The following is a 17,923-nucleotide window of genomic DNA, read 5'->3' on the forward strand; positions in this document are numbered from 1 at the left end:
GAAAAATCGAATCAAGCCAACCTCATGTTGGTGCATATTATGTCACCCGGTGAGAAGGGTGTCCAGACATTAGCAGCAGCTACTAGCATTATTACTCCATATCAATGAGGTTTCACAATGGAATGGACGGTTGGATGGTGGCAGGTTTCAGTTCAACGAGTTTATCCAACAACTACACAACTGTCTCAAACCTATAACAAAGCTGCCATCTGGTGGCATCAACTTGTTCGTCTTCTGGGTTATCGTCATGCTTATCGAGAGCTATGGCGATCGCTAAAAAACGCTGATATTTTGCTTGACTGGCAAGATAACCTGAACATTTGTGATTGTGGTATTGGCACAGCGGACTTCAGTCTGGCATTTGCTCAAACTATTAATCCAACAATACAGATTACTGGAGTCGATGTCTCATCGGAGATGCTCAAAATAGCCGATCAACAACTCAGTCAGGCAAATATTCGTCATCAAATCTGTCAAAGTGATGTGAATACGTTGCCATTTGCAGACCATTCTTTTGATGGTGTCATGAGTGCCTATATGCTTGAACATTTACTGAATCCAGCACAGGGATTACAAGAAATGGTCAGAGTTTTGCGTCCGGGCGCACCATTAGTTCTTGTGGTGACTCGATCGGGACTACTCGGCTCACTCATTCAGTGGCATTGGGGCACTCGATGTTTCACCCAGGAAAAACTCTCAGCGCTGATACGTGAAGCCGGGTTAAATCGCGTTCAGTTTTTCTCGTTCCCAATAGGATTAGCTCGCTTCACCAGTATGGCTTGTATCGGCTTTAAGAAATCATGATATTTCTAAAAATCTGGTGTTTGGCGATCGCCTTTCCCCTGATCTATTTTATGCGGCTCAAATCTGTCAGTGAAACTATCCTTGAACTGGATGCAGGCTTCCTAATTATTATTAGCTTTGTGGTACTCGTACTCACCCAACAAGCATAAGTGTACAGATTACTGCCCGCACAGTGAAGCTGAACTGGTTGAAAAGTGGAGAAAAGCATTGCTGATTGTCCAAAACGTTTTTCTTGACTGAACCACACAAAAATAAGGATTTGACATTATGAAACTCCAATTAAAAGTTCCCAATATGACCTGTGGTGGTTGTGTAAACACCATTACTAAAGCGATTAGAACAGTCGATGCTAAAGCTACCGTTCAGGGCGATCCAAAAACCAAGATTGTATCAGTGGAAACTCAAGCCTCAGAAGCTGCAATCAAGGATGTAATTACGGCGGCTGGCTACCAAGTGGCTTAACAAAGTTCTGAAGGGACAAGACAAGCTTATTGACGTATTCAGAAATGAGAGCGATATGCCCATTAAAACCACTTACCAACATCCCCTAACCCGCCGAAACTTTCTTCGAGGGACTGGATTTGCAGGCGGACTTGTCATCGGAAGCGGAATTCACAGCCTGCTATCGAGTTGTTCGCCTCAATCTTCCACCACAGAAATGGCTCAGGGGAACACCGTAGCCCGTGGGCCGAATGCAAAATTTATTCCCGATATTGAAATCAACCTGAAGGCTGCACCGACAACGGTTCCAATCTTGCCGGGACAAATGACCCAAGTTTGGTCTTACGCAGCACAACTGGTCAAGGGCGACCCAAACAGCTTACAAACCATTCCCGATAGTTATTTAGGCCCCATTATTCGCGTTCGCAAAGGTCAGCGCGTGCGGGTCAACTTCCAAAATAACCTTCCTCAAGGGCAAGCCAGCATTGTGCATTGGCATGGATTGATTTTACCAGAGGAGATGGATGGACATCCTCGCTTTGCGATTCAGCCAGGACAGACCTATATCTACGAGTTTGAGGTGATTAATCGGGCAGGTATGAACTGGTTTCATCCTCATCCAGACGGGCTTACAGGGCAGCAAGCCTATGCTGGCTTGGCGGGGCTATTTATAGTGACGGATCAAGAAGAAGCGACCCTTAATCTACCCACCGGGGCTTATGAGATACCGATTGTGCTGCAAGATCGTACCTTAGATGCCAATAATCAACTCCTCTATCTCGGCAGCAAAATAGGTACCCCCCGTAATAGCAACATGGGTGGGATGCAACAGGATAACTCAGGTCAATCCAGCAATGACATGAGCAGCATGATGGGCTTTTTGGGTCAAAAGATATTCGTGAATGGTAAGCCCAACTTCACACTTTCTGCGGCGACACGAGTCTACCGCCTTCGCCTCTTAAATGGATCTAATTCACGTATCTACAAGCTTGCGTGGAGCAGTGGCGATCCACTGACCATCATTGGCACTGATGGTAGCTTACTGCCTCGACCTACCGAACGAAAGTATGTCATGTTAGCGCCAGGTGAGCGGATTGATGTTTGGGCAGATTTCAGTAAGTTGAAAGTTGGTACAGAAGTATCTCTAAATAGTCTGGCTTTTTCAGGAGCAGAAAATGTAGGAGGTAGCAGCATGAGCGGCATGATGAGTTCTGACAATGCCCCGGAACTTGGTTCAGCGATGATGCTATTCAACGTCAAGATTGAGCGCAAAGAAAAAGAAACTCTGCGACTCCCCACTCAACTAGCAGCCCTACCACTATTGCGTCCAGAAGATGCCGTTAATGCCACCCAGCCACGACCTATTGAGCTTTCTCTCAAAGGTATGAAATGGGTGATTAATGGGCAGCCCTTTGAAATGAATACTGCATTACCGCAAGAAACCGTAAAGCTAAATTCGATCGAACAGTGGGAGATTATCAATAAACTCAACCCCGGAGCCATGATGGATGCGAAGGGGATGGCGCACCCTATCCATCTACACGGCGTGCAGTTTCAAGTTATTAGTCGGGAAGTGCTGCCAGAACTTGCCGCAGGATGGCAAACTGTCAAGGATGGCTATGTAGACGAGGGCTTGAAGGATACTGTAATGGTAATGCCGGGTGAGCGAGTGAAGCTGCTCATGAAATTTGAGAAATACAGCGGCTTATATACATACCACTGTCATACCTTAGAGCACGAAGACGCTGGCATGATGAGAAATTATCGAGTCAAGGAATAATCAGGCATCTATCAGGCTAGTTAACCCGCTGTAATTGGTTCTAACTTCAATTTCAAAGCCTTTCACTGGATGTCTAATTCTGAGGCTACAGGCGCTACAGCGATCTTGTAAAGATGTTTATTGTTCGAGGGACTCTCTTATGAAACCGGATTACCTGATTATCGGCAGTGGTTTATCAGCATTGACCTTTGGTGCTTTGATGGCAAACTCCGGCAAGACTGTGCAAATCCTCGAAGCTCACGAGCATCCAGGGGGATTTGGGCATACGTTTACAATGGCTAAAAAGTATACATTCAATGCTCAATTTCACTACGTCTGGAACTGTGGTGAAGGGCAAACTGTCAATCAAGTGCTCAAAAAACTGGGCTTGGATAAGGAAGTAACTTTTGAACGTTATGACCCGGACGGCTTTGACCATATGCGAATGCCAGGGTATGCGATTGATATTCCGTCAGAGCCAGAAGAACTGATCCAGCGATTATCGGCTCTATTTCCGGCACATGGCGATCGCATTCGCCAATTCGTTAACGAAGTAGAAAAGACTGGCGTAGGCTTGAAAATAATTGCTCCTCCAATTAAGCCGATTAAATTACTCAAACACCCAAGTGAAGCATTATGTGCTTTCCAGCATCTCAACAGCACACTTCAAGATGTATTTGACAAGTTTCAGCTACCCCAAGCCGCTCAAACCCTATTGGCTCTGCAATGGCTTGATTTTTTATTACCTCCAAATCAACTCTCGTTTTATGCTTGGGTGGCATTGTTCCGAGGCTATCAAGCAGGTGCATTTTACCCAACCCAGCATTTTGAGGATGTGATTAATTCCTTAGTCAAGGTGATTGAATCACATGGGGGAGAGGTGTTGCTAAACCATGAAATCACGAATTTTAGAGTCACAGACAGAACGGTTACGGGAGTTCAGGCAATGGATCTCACCAATAATCAAACCTCCGAATTTACGGGTGATACGGTGATTTGCAATATTGACCCTCAAAGAGCCGCCAAGATGATCGGTGAGGAAAAGTTCTCCAAAACTGTGCGTCGAAAACTTAACTATGAATATTCGGCATCTAACTACATGGCGTATTGCGTCGTCAAGGATATCGACCTGCGAGACTATGGATTTGGCAAGTGGAACCTCGCCCATAGCGGGCATCAAGACCTGAATGAATCCTTCGCACAGATGTACGATCGCCATGACTTTTCTAATCCTAGTTTTGCGATCACAACGCCTACTTTACTGACGGAAGCGAGTCGAGATTGCCCAGAAGATTGCCAAATTGTGGAATTTCTCACAGTTGCCAATTACGGCTATTTCAAGCAATTGCGGGAGAGCGATCGCAAAGCTTACAACCAGAAGAAGCAAGAAATCTTGGATTCCATCCTGGATGTTGTGGAAAAACACTATGTGCCGAACTTTAGAAAGCACATGGTCTTCCATATTACGGGCAGCCCGACCACCAATGAACGCTTTTGCTGGTGTCCCAGTGGGAATTCTTACGGCTCCATTCTGACACCGCGCAATGTGGGTCTAGGGCGACTGAATCATGAAACCTCACTCAAGCAGTTCTATTTCTGTAATGCCTCATCTGGCTATCCAGGCTTTGCTGGCACAGTTTGGACGGGAGCATTGCTCTATCAACGATTATCGGGCGACGTGCTTTTAGACGACTAAACAGATGATGTCTACGACGAACTACGCCTACGCGCATTATCCATTTCATAAACTTAGAGGTCAATTATGAGAATCGCTGTTATTGGTGGCGGAGCTAGCGGCATGGCTACAGCCTACCTGCTTGATAAAGAAGGGCATCATGTCACCGTGTTTGAGCGGCAGCCCATGTTAGGAGGGCACATTCGGACATTGAACAAGAACGTGCAGCCGAACCAGTCCGATTGCGATGAAATTTTGGAAAGTGGAGTGCTCGAATTCCCGACTGTCTTTTACAACTTCATCGCGCTGATGCAAGAACTAGGGGTAGAACTAGAACCCGTCGATATTGGTTCAGCCATGTTTCTTAAAGATGGCAGCCACTTTCTATCGGCAGTCACGATCGAGAAGAACTTTGTAGGTGTCCACGGGCTGATCGAACAGTTACGCCTCGATACCATCTATGCCCGTTCTGCGGGATTATGGCTGAGAACGAAATTTGCTAACTTGCAAAATTTGTCCAATCGTCCGCTGTCGGAATATTTGCCAGGCTCCGGTAGCCGCGATACCTGGCTAAAGTTGTTGGTTATGTATAGCTATTCAATCCCATTTGAACTGATTGATGATTTTCCAGCAGAGTTGGCGATTCCGATGTTACGCGACTATCTCGCAGTCAACTGGGTCAGGGTTAAGGGCGGCGTGTATGCTTACATTGAAAAAATCCTGGAACGCTTTAAGGGTGAGATTTTGCTGAATGTAGAGATTGACCGTATTTCCAGAAGCTCGGATGCTGTGAAAATTGTGCGCTCGACGGGTGAAATTCAGGAGTTTGATAAAGTCGTGTTTGCTACGCCCCCTGACCAGGTGATGGCGCTGTTAGCTGACCCGACCGACGCTGAAACTAAACAGTTTTCCGGCTGGAAAGCCCACTATGCAACGACCTTAGTTCATAGAGATATTTCCATGTACGCCCGACATGGCGTTACACAACCCTCAGAATTTGATTTCTTCCAAAAGCCAGACAGTCGCTGGGGCTATAACGCCTGCCTAAATCAGCTTTGCGGTATCTCGTCGCCACAGCATAATTTTTTATCGTTCCAACTAGAGGAGTTGATTGCACCCGATCGCATCATTCACACTCAGGAACATCACACCCCACTCTACACCACTGAGTCGTTCCGCTATCGGGATGAAGTAGTTGCCACCAATGGCGAGAACAATACCTACCATGCGGGAGCCTACCTTGGCGATGGCTTGCATGAAGGAGCGATCGCTTCTGCCTTTCGAGTCGCTCAACTGATTGGGTCAAGCCTTGAGTCAGCTCCTTGACCCAAAACAAGGAACTAAATTTTTATTGAAGTGAGTAACTATGCGTTTCTCAATTCTGCCGACTCCTGCCAATTCTGAACTTTCGATCGCACAAGTCCGGGCGGCTCATCAGGCAGAGCTAGACGCGATCGCGCATTATTGTCGCCTAACGAGTTACCTTGCGGCGGCTCAAAATGCGCTCGATCTAAATGTTGATCTTTATGGCTCGCTCGATTGGGCATATCGAGAGATGGCCTTGCTTAATCAGGGTATGAAAAAATAACTTTAAAATCGAGAAGCTTTGTGATACTGGTTTCTATGATTTGCATATTTAGCCTTTCATACCGTAAATCAGCAACGCCGGATTAAAAAGTTTCTTTTTTCCAGAAAGTTGAAGTTGAGTCAGGACTTCAGGCCAATTCGAGGCGTGTGGCTCCAGTTCAGACCGATCGCATCCGACTCAACATCACTCAACACTTTTGCTTCCATCCCGTACAAATCATTCAGCACCGCCTTGACGTTCGGAAACGCAAAATACTCTGTCAGCTTGCCAATGCGATAATTAAAAGCTTTGTACCGGTGCTTGAAGTACAGCTCCACATTCCCCCGGTGTTCCCACAGTCCCAGCAAATTGACGGTCACATCCGAGTAATGCGCTTTCACATCCCGCTGCACTTCGGCGATGCGTTCCTCGATCGATCGAGTTGTTACCCCAATTTTATAGAAGCAGCTTTCGTCAGCTTTTACCTCAAGGAAGTAGAGCGAGTTCACCAGAATCCGACGAAGCTGTGCTCGATAAATCAGCAAATCAGCCCGCCGTTCATCCAAACAAGATAAACCCGCAGCTTCAGCAATCTCTACAGAGCCTTCCAACGAAGCCAGCTCCGACAGCAGCAAAGGTTCCTGGACTTTGTTGAACAGCGCCAGGGGAAGCGCGCCAACGGGGATTTTACCCAAGTCGGTAAAGTGATAAGTGCGATCGCCCGACGACTCCACCAATCCTTTGAGTTCCCACCGAAAGTTTACCAAGTCTTTGGGAATGGCGTAATTTTGTGCGCCGTACTCTTTCCACAGCACTTTCAATTGCTCTAATTCCTCACCTTTAAGTCGCACGTTGAAGTTATCGTAGAGGGGAAGCGATGGAAACGCTTTGGTTTTAATCCGCTGCGAAACGGGCTTGCAAGTTTCCCCGGTGTGCGCGAAGTGATGTTCTTTCACGGAACCCTTTTTCGCTGTGAGGGAGCCTCCGCAGTAGAGGCAAGCGAGGTTAGTTTTTCCGCGCACAACCTCATCAATGCTCGCCAGTTCTCCGCTGGGAGCAACACCAAATTTAAGCCACATAGTCAAAAGTTCTCCTAAAAGCAGGTTTTCGTAGATGCACCTGCTCCACACGATCGAGAATTGTAACAAATCCAGGGGTGAGAACTTCTGGCGGGCGTGAGTAAAGCGATCAGCACTCGATGCTGTTGATGCGTGACTTTAATCCTTGCATCCACCAAAATCTAAAATCTAAAATCTAAAATAGACCTCTTGCAAAAAAAATATGTGTTATACTTAAAAGTTTGCTCAAGTTTAGGTCAAACTTTGAATTATTGGGTTGATTGGCCTCTCCTTAAACTTGCCCAGCCTGCTAGATTATAAAATTGGCTAAACTTTCCATAATAGCACAAAATTATTTTGCAAGAGGTCTAATCTAAAATTGCTCGTCACCAATCGGGAATTTCTTCAGTCCGAGGCTGATAGGTATTGTGAGAGTTGCTCTCTCGCTAACGGCACAGCGGGCAATTCATGCTCTAATCCGCTACTTGGTTCAAGACGGGACTGGACAAAATTAGCCCGTTCCTTCGCTGACCGTCATACAGCGCGATCGCACTACTTGGTCTGGTAAGCACGATTATGCTTTGCTTCGGCTGCTGTGGGGTAATGCTTTGAGACGAAACAACGGCGGCTGCGACCAACAAGCCGTTACCTAAATGCTTGCCTCTATGTTTTGAATGTTTTTACTGGCTTGGATCAGTAATTCGTTGATTAGAGCTTGTTTTTGCCTGCGAGCAAGTCCTAGATTTTGCGGCATTGGCGACGATAGAGTATTGGCTGTCAGTGGTTTTACGTTTGAGGTGGCTAGAGAAGTTCTAAAAACTCTCCAGGAGAAGTATCCGGGGCTTTTGAGCGATCGGGAGCCAAACCGGTTAATTTTTGTCAAGGAGTCGCAGGCAGGAGATTCTAAGCTGGTAGAGTTCGATGTGGGAAAAGTAGTAGCAGCTTGGGCTGAGGGTAAGTTTGTAGTACCGGTGTGGTTAGATGTGAGATGTGATTTATGGGCGGTTGCGTGAGAGAGTGGAGGGGTAAAGTGCGATCGCTCGAACTGGTGGACTTTGATTGGTTGAAATAGTACAATGGTACTATATAGTAGCAAATCAGCAAAATGAAAGGAGACGTGCTTAAACGGCTATTTAGAGCGATCGCCAGTGAAGATAAAACGGCGATCCAAAGTATGCTATCTGTAGTCGTTGAGGAAGAACGTAAAAAAGGACACACCCTCCTAGCTGAACAACTCCAAAATATTACCCACAAAAGTAATTCTCAATCTTCTCGTATCCCTCCTGAGATTCCAGCACTTTCACCTAAGCTCTCTCGTGATGCAATTTCTTCTGCACCTTCTAGCGGTGTTCTTTCAAAGACACATGATACTCACTCCCTAACCTTGCTATCGAGCAAGCAACGTTTTAACCATCCCTTTATTGTTACGGTTCCTAGAGAGCGTTTACGACACCATATGATTCTTTCAGATGCTGTGGAAGATCGTTTTCGTCGTATAGAAAAAGAATATGTTGCACGTGACCGACTAGCTCATCATGGTTTACGCTACCGCCAAAAAATACTACTCTATGGTACTCCGGGGTGCGGTAAAACTATGGGAGCCGAACGTCTAGCTTGGAATACAGGACTTACTCTCGTAAAAGTACGTTTTGATGCAATGGTTTCTTCCTTTTTAGGGGAAACTGCAACCAATTTGCGCGAAGTATTTGAAACAGCCTCTCAAACTCCTTGTTTGTTATTTATTGATGAATGTGATGCGATCGCTAAATCACGAGAAGACGTTCAGGAAGTAGGAGAAATCAAGCGAGTGGTTAATACTTTTTTACAACTACTTGATGAATATGAAGCCTCAAATGGATTACTTGTTGCAGCCACAAATTTAACTAAATTTCTGGATGAAGCTGTATGGCGACGATTTGATGATGTCATCGAAGTGCCAAAACCAACACCCGCAGAAATTGAGGCTATTTTGAAACAGACACTTTCTTCTGTAGAGTTGGGTATAATCGACTGGAGAAATATTGTGCTGAAATTAGACAAGCTTTCAGCAGCACAAATTGTTCGAGTTGCTCAAGATGCGGCTAAACGCGCCATCCTTGATCGAGAAGAGCTTGTCATCCAAGAACACTTAGAGGCATCTATTCAAGACGTTATAATTTCCCATGTCTGAACAATTAAATCAATTTTCTCATTTACCTCTACGTTTGACTAATGAAGGAACTGCTACGCCATCTCCCGGAGGTGCGAAAAAAACCTCTACAACAACGCTGGCTAATAAAGGTGATGTAGGTGGACATAGTAGCAAGTTAAATTCTTCTATTTCATCTATTGTCTCAAATTGGGAGAAAGAACGCGAAAAACGCGAGGAAGATTGTAAGCCTAATCTGCCAGATGCAATTTCATTCATTTTACAAGTAGATCCTAATTTATTTGATGCAGATGCCCTGAAAAGTTTCGGGATTGAAATAGTTGCTGATCTAGAGGAGGGCTACATTATTGGAGCTTCAGCAGATATAAAACTCTCGGAACTCAGAAAAAAGATTCAGCAATTTATTGAGTCTGAGCATGGGGGCGGCAAAGTTCCAGAAATATGGGAAATTTTGGAGGGGACTCAACGACCAGAATATATCCTTTCCCCTAGCCTTAAAGAACAGTGGGGTCAGATTTTAGATCATCAAGAATATATTGTAGATGTAGGTATTTCTTGCATCAACATTCAAGAACAATATTCGAGATGCCCCAAGCGGGAACGTTTTCATAACGATGACAAGTATCTGAAAAGCATTAATAAATGGTTAGATAAACATAATCTCACATCTGAAGAATGGGATGATCTTTATTGGGTAAGAGAACAGCAATTTCAAAAATTTATTCAAGATCCACTATATCGTGGAAAAATTTTGAAGTCCAGTCCAGGTAATGAAATGGGTATTTCACGCCTACCCGATAGCTTTTCCTGCCGAATTCGCATACTTGGTAAAGGTCTGAAGGATCTTGTCCTCAACTTTCCATATATATTCGATGTCAGTGAAATCGATGAATTTATCGCTCCATCCGTTACACCTAATAACTCTGAATCAGATCGGGAACAGTTTGAATTACAAGCACCTGATCCAAACGCACCCAAAGTTTGTATTATAGACAGTGGTATTCAAGAAATTCACCCTAAACTGAAAGTTGCGATTGACTCTAATCTCTCTACATCTTGGGTACCTGGAGAAACGAATATGACTGCTGATTATTGTAAATATGGTGGACATGGCACTAGAGTTGCAGGAGCAGTTTTATATCCACGAGGCATTCCTCAAACAGGTCGTCAGCAGGCAGTGTGTTGGCTTCAAAATGCTAGAATTCTCAATGCGGAAAACGAACTACCTAAAGGGTTTTTCCCGCCTAACGTTTTAGAAGAAATTGTGGAGATTTATTATCGCCAAACTAGAACACGAATTTATAACCACTCAGTAGCTGCAATTTCCCCATGTCGCACCCAATCAATGACTCCTTGGGCAGCAGCTATCGATAAACTAAGTTGGGAAAATGATGTTCTCTTCATTGTTGCGGCGGGCAATATTGAAGCAAAGTCCAACTATGTGACGCGCCCTTCAATTTACGCTCACATACAAGCTGGTCGTAACTATCCACAATATCTGCTGCAACCCTCTGCACGGGTCGCTAACCCAGCACAGAGTTTTCAAGCTCTAACTGTTGGCTCTGTTGCTCATTGTACCTACAATAAGCCGCCTCTAAGGTCGATAGCAGAAGAGAATTATCCTTCTTCTTTCTCCTGTTCTGGCCCAGGCATTTGGGATACTATTAAACCAGAAGTGGTTGAATATGGTGGGGACTATGTGATTGACTCACCAACTTCACCAAATTTCACTACACCAGAATCAGTTAGTCCAGAATTAATTCGTTCAACCCGTGATAGTGGTAAAGCTGTTAGTGCCGATGCCGTAGGGACATCATTTGCTGCTCCTAAAGTTACACATATCGCTGCCGCATTAGCAGCAGCATTACCTCAAGAAAGCACACTGCTTTACCGCGCACTCATCGTTCAATCAGCACGGTTACCAGCTTGGACGAATAATTCGGAGACTAATTTATATCATGCCATTCGGACTATGGGTTATGGAATTCCAGATATCTATCGCGCCCTTGGCAATTCCCTAAATCGTGTAACGCTGACAACTAGAGGGACAGAACGCATTAAAGCTCGACAAGCCAAGGTTTATCAAGTAAAAGTGCCAGAAAATTTCCTACCTCAAGGGGAAGGATTTGACATTCTGATTGAAATTACCCTTTCTTATGTGGCTGAACCTCGTCGTACCCGACGTAACTGTAGGAAATATCTATCAACTTGGTTAGATTGGACTTGTAGCAAACGGGAAGAAGATCCCAAGCGTTTTCTAGCTCAAGTTCTCGAAGACTATGATGCACCAGAAGAAACCGAGAAAGATAACGAGCTATTCCAATGGACATTGGGAAAAAGACAGTTAGGCAAAGGCCAAACACGAGCAAATGGCATTGATGGCATAGTAAAGGAACTGTCTCGAAGGAGAGGAACTGTTCAGAAAGATTGGGCGACTGTAAAGTCTTATGAGCTACCCAAAAGCTTCTGTATTGCTGTAGTTGGACATACAGGATGGAACCAAAATAGCAATGCTGACGTACCTTTTGCTCTGGCTGTTAGTTTTGAAGCAGTAAATTCAAGTATCGATGTATATGGCTCGTTTGTTGAAGCTGAGGTGAAAGCAGGTACTGAAGTTAAATTGCAGGAGAAAATACAAATTCAGCAATCAGTCTAAAAAGCTAAAGTATTTCGGATTATTTTCCCAGTATAGGGGTAATACAAGGGAAGCTACTACTAACTACAAACTAAACTATATAGCTTATTTTGCTCTACAAAAAGTTCTACATTTTGTTTGCGAATTGAAACTTTACCTTTTTTGCCTTCTATTTAGTAAGTTAATCGGCTTCTGATATTTTTCCATATCCACAAAACTCAGAAAACACCCCTGACACCACCCATCTACCCACTGCGCCGGAACTTTAAACCTAGCCTCACAGTTAGGACATTCTGACAGCAAGCGTAACTGATGCCGTAGCTTGCGGGGCGGAACGCCATCGCACCCCTGCATCCTTTTAAACTGCTAGATGAATTATTTTCTATTCTTAAAGAAGTTTCTACACGGGCTGCTGCATGAGGCACAGCAGTAAAACCTGGGGCGTTACACATAATCTCACCTGAAGCCCAATTGTGATTGCAGTGAAACCTGGCTTTTTGTGCTGAGGAACGCGGGGAGTGGCAGTTTTCCTCGCTCTTGAATGTTTAAAATCCAAGATAGCCGGCGATCGCCCAAGTCGGTATGGAGAATCACCGCCGTTGCTAAAAGTAACAAACACGGGATTTTTAGTAGTGCAGTCTAAAAAAGTGTACGTCCAAGTTCACCCCCACCATGCCACTTTTCCTGAGTCGGAGCAAAAACGCGCCACAGTCCAATCCCTCCACCGCCCACAAGGAGCAACACGAGCAATAACGAAGGGGACGATCGCCGACAAGAAGCGGACTCTGAATGGATTTGTAGATTGGTGTTTGAAGAAGGTTGTAATTCCGATGATTCCATAGTTTACTCATGATTTATCGCCAAGGAGTTTTGCTATCAGCCACCAGTAGTTAGCTGATAGCAAAATGTTGAGAAATCAAGCATTTGAAACAAAAATCTGTTTCTCTGCTTCAGAAACGAAAAATGCGAGTATAACTATTCCACGTTTACCCAAAAATCAGCCGTGACAATTTGACCATTACGATTGAACTGCCCCCAAAGCTTATATTTTCCTGGTTGGGGGAAACTGGTCATAAAGTGAACCTCTCCTGCTGGAGTATCTTTCAAGGCATGAGCATGAATATAGTCGGCTTTTGTCAACGGTAATGACTGCTTGAGGATAACTAAGTGTCCTCTTTCCCCTAAATAGGGCTGTAAATCCTTCAGCGGTTGGTTGCTACTAGCATCTTGCAAATTGAAAATTAAGTTAACTCCTTGTCCTGCTTTTATTTGAGGTTGAGAAAACGTGAGGTTAGCCTTAGTATTTCCCAAAGTTTTTGTGGTAGCCATGTCAACTTTTGACCGAGCTAAAGCTTGACCAGGAACTTGCATTTTTAAGACAGAAACTTGTTCTGCATTTTTTGCTGGTTTGTAATCACTGAACAGCGTGTAACCACCAGAGCCGGGAAAATCAGTTTGAACTTCAAAGTGTCCATTTCCTTTATAGGTGGGGTGAATATGATTGAAATATTGGAGATTATCGCTAACGACAATCAGGTGCATTAATTGTTCTTGAAATTTATCAAAATCAGCAATAGACTTTCCCTCTTTGTTTTGGACTTCAATTACCAAAGGTACGGGAGTTGTGGGCGCGATATAGGAGGGAACTGTCAGCTTAGCAATAGCATTTGCAGGTTCGGCATCGGAATGCCCTGAATGACCACCATCATGATGTTGTTCTCCCGCGTCATGGGTTTTGGAATCCTCCATATTATGACCCTCATGAGGATTTTTATTAGCTCCTGATTTTTGGACATTATCCATTACATGACCCTCATGAGAACTTGTATTTGCCACTTGTGAGGCAGAAGAACTTGATGTTTTGCCAAATTTTGTGCTTGAGGGTGAGAAGCAACCTTGAGTTAGGATGAGAGTTGAAGTAATAGCAATTGCAGTTAAAAATGGGTTCATTGTTTTCTCCAGTTAGTAAACTTGAGGTTGTCGATTTATCAGGGGTTCAGATTTTGCTATTCTCGTTTGGAGTTTTTAGTTAAGGGCATTCTTGTAAATGAATCCTAAAAACTACTGATAAACTCCACAGTTAAGATGAATATTTAGGATTGGCGGCTAGCCAAAAGCTAACCGCTGGCAGGAAAAAAAACTAAAAGGTTTACACGGATGGATAGCCAGCCGCAGCTATTGCTTCTTTGATTGCTGTTTCGGAGGCTTGAGTTTCTATGCTGACAAGTTTGGTTTTTGGATTGGCTTGAACCGAGGCAGTAGAATCAAGCGTTTGAATAACTTTGGTGATAGCATTCACGCAAGCAGAACAAGCCAGTTTAGGAACAGTTAGTTGCAGTACCATAGCCTTCAATTTCTAATCGATGGTGATTAATGGGTGAAGTTGGTTGAGTAAATCAATCGTGAATTTACTCAACCTAATAACAGCTTAAATTCTCTATTCGACTGGAGAGTCAAGGGGTAGCGAAAAAAACTTAACAAATTTTTTCAGAATAAACCGACATAAGTAGGTAGGCAGGAAAAATTATCTTTATGTAACAAAAGATTAAGTGTGGTGATTGGATTTAAATTTAACACGTTGGGGTACGGTAGTTTTTTCTTTCTCCTCTATCTAACTTCTAAGTAGTAGGACATAAATAAACAGTGTGGTATAAAGAAATATTAAGCGATCGACTGTGATGAGCGATCGACTGTGATGAGCGATCGACTGTGATGAGCGATCGACTGCGATGAGCGATCGACTGTGATGAAAGCAAATGCTAAACAAACAGCTTCTCAGAAATTGCCGTAAAAATTCAGTTATAATGCTTAAATTATATCAGTATCAAGCGATGTCATCACCACCATTAAGAGTTTTTCTCAATTGTGAAGAAGAGCAGACACTTTGGGAATTAAGAAAAGTCAAAAATATTCCTGCTAGAACCAAAGAGCGAGCCGAAACTGTCCGATTATCAGCGCAAGGCTGGCGAGTTGAAAAAATTAGCCACTATTTGAAATGTTCGCCAAACACAGTACGTTCAACCTTACACAGATGGAAAGAAAAAGGATTAGAAGGATTGTGGGATGCCCCGCGTCCAGGTAGGAACAAAAAATGGCTCCCATCAGACATCGCCGCCGTAGAAGAAAAATTAGAAATAGAACAAAGGACTTACAATAGTAAGCAATTGTGTCAGTTCTTAGCAACGGAACGTCAAGTGAGTTTAAGTGAACGCCAACTGAGAAGAATCCTCAAAAAAAAACTTATTGTGGAAAAGAACACGGACTTCTCATAAATCCAAACAAAATCCCACCCAAAGAAAAACTGGTCAAGCGGACCTAGATATGCTGGAATGGGCAGCAGCAGCGGGGGATATTCACTTAAAATACTTAGATGAATCCGGCTTTAGTCTGTGGGCGCAAGTGTGTTATACCTGGGCAAAAAAAGGGGAACAAAAACGAATTGAGCAAACAAAAAAGAAAGGAAGACGACTTAATATCTGTGGTTTATTAGAAATAGACAACAGTTTTGAATACGGTTTAGCTGTTAAAAACTTCAACAGCAAGTCCTATATTAAATTGATGGATTGGCAGGCACAGAAAGCACAAGTAAAGCTGGTAAAATCAGGAGTTATTACTGTTATTGTTCAAGATAGGGGTTCTATTCATACTAGCAAAGTTGTTAAAGAACGTCATGCCTATTGGGAGAGTCAAGGTTTATATTTGTTTAACCTACCCTCCTATTGTTCGGAAATGAATCGGATTGAAAATGAATGGCAAAGACTAAAGGAAGATGAATTGGCGGGACGAATGTTTGCGGATGAATATGAATTAGCAATTGCCGTCATGGAAGCAGTTGAAGCCAGAGCGACGCAATCTGGTTATGAAGTACAAAGATATCGTTTCCATTCCGAATAGTTAGGTTTTTGAACTATTAGGAAGTGTTTTCTTCTTGCCTATTTAATCTTTCTTAACATAGCATTGTTTATTTATGTCCGACTACTTACTCCCTGAATTACGGTGTAGGCAAGCTCTAGCTCATTGTCAAGTATTTGACCTGCTAATTGATCTTTTTTAATGTGTTGCAACTCTAATATTTAGGCACCAAGAAGATATATAAACCCTGATTTTCCGACTTTGACCATAAGTGTTGAACTTGCCTTAATCAGTGTATGGGGCAGTTGTGTTGAGCGATATTATTTTTTGATAAGAAACCAGTGTGTTAACTTCTATAACCTCCGTTGACATACCGATCGAAACAATTAAGTTATAGAAAAATTTACTTTTTTTGAATCAGAGGACAAATGATGGAATCAACCTTTTCTAGTAAGGTGGGCGAACCTGAAAGTAATCCTTCCAACTCTAGTTTGAGGATAAATAGTTGCTGAATTTGTAGATCGATAGCGAGCAGTTTATCTTGCAACTGGACTTTGATGTGTTCACAAGGCAACTCTCCCCCATCGTGAACCGTCAATAATTCTTGAATCTCGGCTAAACTTAATCCCAAAGTTTGGGCGCGTTTAATAAACCTTAGCCGATTCAAAATATCAGAATTAAATAATCTATATTTCCCCTCGGTTCTGCCTGATGCCTTGATTAAACCGAGTTCCTCATAGTAGCGAATGGTTTTGATCGGTACACCGCTTTCTTTCGCAACTAAACCAATGAGTTTTTGCTTTTCTTGAACTAACATACTCATTTCCTCTACTGAATCCAACTCTAAGCTTATGATAAACTATCCAGTCGAGTGGAGAGTCAAGAGGGGCTAGACATTTTTTTGAATGACAGAGTGGCGATCGCCTGAATGTCGCAACTTTGGGTAGCAGTAGGCGTCTGGACAAACCATTCGAGCGATCGCACTTGGTTGACGGTCAGTTATTTAAGGCCTGAGCAGCCATTTCATCTGGGTCAGAGACGTTAGCGGCTTGCACTTCTATGGTACCGTGAAACATATTCATGCCACAACTAAAAGTGTGGTTTCCTACGTCTTCGGGAGTGAATTCAATGGCTGTTACTTGATTCAAAGACAAATCGGTAGCAATGCCAAAATCGGGAATCAGCACTTTCGCTAAACAACCACTAGAAGTTTCGCGTAAAAAATTGAGTTGAACGGGTTTACCTGCTTTAACTACCAGATGATTGGGCGTGTAGCCTTTGTTAACAACGATAGTCACTTTCTGGATGCCCTGGTCAACAGTTGGATTGATTTGCATAGCTTCAGCGTCAATTATTGTTTCAGGCTGATGTGTTGACAGGGATGAATTGAACTGGGATTCTGTTACTGTTTGAGGTTCCTCGAACCCCGTTGATGCAAGTTGTTGGTCTTCGGTGGCGATAATTTCGCCTCGAAACATATTCATGCCACAGCTAAAGACATAACTGCCAGCTTTTTTAGGTGTGAATTCAACAGAGGTTACTTGATTCAGATGCAAATCTGCTGCAATATGAAAATCTGGAATTAAGACTTGTTCCAAACAACTGCTAGGATCTTGGCGGTGAAAGTTAAGACGCACTGGTTGTCCAGCTTGCACAACAATGCGGCTGGGTTCATAACCACCATCAACGGTGACGGTTACTTCTTGAATTCCTCCACTGGCTGTAACTGCTTTCTGAGATTGGGGTTTGCTAAGGAGAAACCACCAAAGTTCTAAACTAATCAATCCGAGTCCAGCCAAAGTCACTAAAATCTTGTTACTTAAGGGTTGTTCAATGCGATGAAACTGACTTCTTTGCTGTGTTTGAGTTGGGTGTGTTTCATGGGTATTTTGCGCTATTCCTTCACCAGATAACATTCCTAGTACAACCCCGAGACTAGCAATAGTACCGATAATTGTTGTTTTGCCGCTCATTTGAAAACCT

17 protein-coding genes and 1 pseudogene are annotated in these 17,923 nt (G+C 43.5%); 12 read left to right on the plus strand and 6 right to left on the minus strand.

Features of this window, described 5'->3' with window-relative positions; all coding sequences use genetic code 11:
• Nucleotides 1-117: 117 nt before the first annotated feature.
• From QUA34_RS03395 to QUA34_RS03425, 7 genes are all read left to right on the plus strand, one after another.
• A complete protein-coding gene (locus QUA34_RS03395) occupies nucleotides 118-804 on the plus strand; it encodes a methyltransferase domain-containing protein (RefSeq protein WP_333142786.1) in 687 nt (228 codons plus the stop codon).
• Entirely contained in the window at nucleotides 801-953 is a 153-nt protein-coding gene (locus tag QUA34_RS03400) for a hypothetical protein (RefSeq protein ID WP_333142785.1), read from the plus strand. The genes QUA34_RS03395 and QUA34_RS03400 overlap by 4 nt, the downstream gene beginning before the upstream one ends.
• Before the next feature lie 118 nt (nucleotides 954-1,071).
• On the plus strand, nucleotides 1,072-1,266 hold the full coding sequence (locus QUA34_RS03405; RefSeq protein WP_333142784.1) for a heavy-metal-associated domain-containing protein: 195 nt from the start codon (nucleotides 1,072-1,074) through the stop codon (nucleotides 1,264-1,266).
• Nucleotides 1,267-1,321: 55 nt separating this feature from the next.
• Nucleotides 1,322-3,025, plus strand: a complete 1,704-nt coding sequence (locus QUA34_RS03410; protein WP_333142783.1) for a multicopper oxidase domain-containing protein — start codon at nucleotides 1,322-1,324, stop codon at nucleotides 3,023-3,025.
• A 139-nt stretch (nucleotides 3,026-3,164) separates the two neighbouring features.
• A complete protein-coding gene (locus tag QUA34_RS03415) occupies nucleotides 3,165-4,700 on the plus strand; it encodes an NAD(P)/FAD-dependent oxidoreductase (protein ID WP_333142782.1) in 1,536 nt (511 codons plus the stop codon).
• Between the two features lie 66 nt (nucleotides 4,701-4,766).
• Complete coding sequence (locus QUA34_RS03420) at nucleotides 4,767-6,005, plus strand: FAD-dependent oxidoreductase (protein ID WP_333142781.1); 1,239 nt, start codon at nucleotides 4,767-4,769, stop codon at nucleotides 6,003-6,005.
• A 40-nt stretch (nucleotides 6,006-6,045) separates the two neighbouring features.
• Entirely contained in the window at nucleotides 6,046-6,267 is a 222-nt protein-coding gene (locus tag QUA34_RS03425; protein WP_333142780.1) for a hypothetical protein, read from the plus strand.
• A 119-nt stretch (nucleotides 6,268-6,386) separates the two neighbouring features.
• On the opposite strand, the gene QUA34_RS03430 is transcribed toward QUA34_RS03425, so the two are convergent.
• Nucleotides 6,387-7,325 carry a GIY-YIG nuclease family protein gene (locus tag QUA34_RS03430; RefSeq protein ID WP_333142779.1) on the minus strand — a complete coding sequence of 313 codons (939 nt, stop codon included), beginning with the start codon at nucleotides 7,323-7,325 and terminating at the stop codon, nucleotides 6,387-6,389.
• Between the two features lie 749 nt (nucleotides 7,326-8,074).
• Here QUA34_RS03430 and QUA34_RS03435 point away from each other — a divergent pair.
• The 3 genes from QUA34_RS03435 (at nucleotide 8,075) to QUA34_RS03445 (ending at nucleotide 12,109) form a co-directional block, all read left to right on the plus strand.
• Nucleotides 8,075-8,317, plus strand: a complete 243-nt coding sequence (locus QUA34_RS03435; RefSeq protein ID WP_333233857.1) for a hypothetical protein — start codon at nucleotides 8,075-8,077, stop codon at nucleotides 8,315-8,317.
• A gap of 92 nt (nucleotides 8,318-8,409) precedes the next feature.
• Entirely contained in the window at nucleotides 8,410-9,474 is a 1,065-nt protein-coding gene (locus tag QUA34_RS03440; protein ID WP_333142777.1) for an ATP-binding protein, read from the plus strand.
• On the plus strand, nucleotides 9,467-12,109 hold the full coding sequence (locus QUA34_RS03445; protein ID WP_333142776.1) for a S8 family peptidase: 2,643 nt from the start codon (nucleotides 9,467-9,469) through the stop codon (nucleotides 12,107-12,109). The genes QUA34_RS03440 and QUA34_RS03445 overlap by 8 nt, the downstream gene beginning before the upstream one ends.
• A gap of 224 nt (nucleotides 12,110-12,333) precedes the next feature.
• Here the strand turns inward: QUA34_RS03445 and QUA34_RS03450 are convergent, their stop codons facing one another.
• A complete protein-coding gene (locus QUA34_RS03450; RefSeq protein ID WP_333142775.1) occupies nucleotides 12,334-12,540 on the minus strand; it encodes a hypothetical protein in 207 nt (68 codons plus the stop codon).
• Between the two features lie 66 nt (nucleotides 12,541-12,606).
• On the opposite strand from QUA34_RS03450, the gene QUA34_RS03455 reads away from it, so the two are divergent.
• A complete protein-coding gene (locus tag QUA34_RS03455) occupies nucleotides 12,607-12,930 on the plus strand; it encodes a hypothetical protein (protein WP_333142774.1) in 324 nt (107 codons plus the stop codon).
• Nucleotides 12,931-13,063: 133 nt separating this feature from the next.
• Here the strand turns inward: QUA34_RS03455 and QUA34_RS03460 are convergent, their stop codons facing one another.
• A complete protein-coding gene (locus QUA34_RS03460; protein WP_333142773.1) occupies nucleotides 13,064-14,038 on the minus strand; it encodes a hypothetical protein in 975 nt (324 codons plus the stop codon).
• 199 nt (nucleotides 14,039-14,237) lie between these two features.
• Nucleotides 14,238-14,432, minus strand: coding sequence for a heavy-metal-associated domain-containing protein (locus tag QUA34_RS03465; RefSeq protein WP_015211780.1), 195 nt, complete (start codon nucleotides 14,430-14,432; stop codon nucleotides 14,238-14,240).
• Nucleotides 14,433-14,919: 487 nt separating this feature from the next.
• Between QUA34_RS03465 and QUA34_RS03470 the strand changes: the two are divergent.
• Nucleotides 14,920-15,982: pseudogene (locus tag QUA34_RS03470) on the plus strand (IS630 family transposase).
• A gap of 361 nt (nucleotides 15,983-16,343) precedes the next feature.
• On the opposite strand, the gene QUA34_RS03475 reads toward QUA34_RS03470, so the two are convergent.
• Nucleotides 16,344-16,757: a heavy metal-responsive transcriptional regulator gene (locus tag QUA34_RS03475; protein WP_333142771.1), complete on the minus strand. Its 414-nt coding sequence runs from the start codon at nucleotides 16,755-16,757 to the stop codon at nucleotides 16,344-16,346.
• 178 nt (nucleotides 16,758-16,935) lie between these two features.
• A complete protein-coding gene (locus QUA34_RS03480) occupies nucleotides 16,936-17,913 on the minus strand; it encodes a cupredoxin domain-containing protein (protein ID WP_333384107.1) in 978 nt (325 codons plus the stop codon).
• Nucleotides 17,914-17,923 lie beyond the last annotated feature (10 nt).

The sequence above is a fragment of the Microcoleus sp. POL10_C6 genome, from assembly GCF_036701585.1.
Taxonomy (GTDB): Bacteria; Cyanobacteriota; Cyanobacteriia; order Cyanobacteriales; family Microcoleaceae; genus Microcoleus.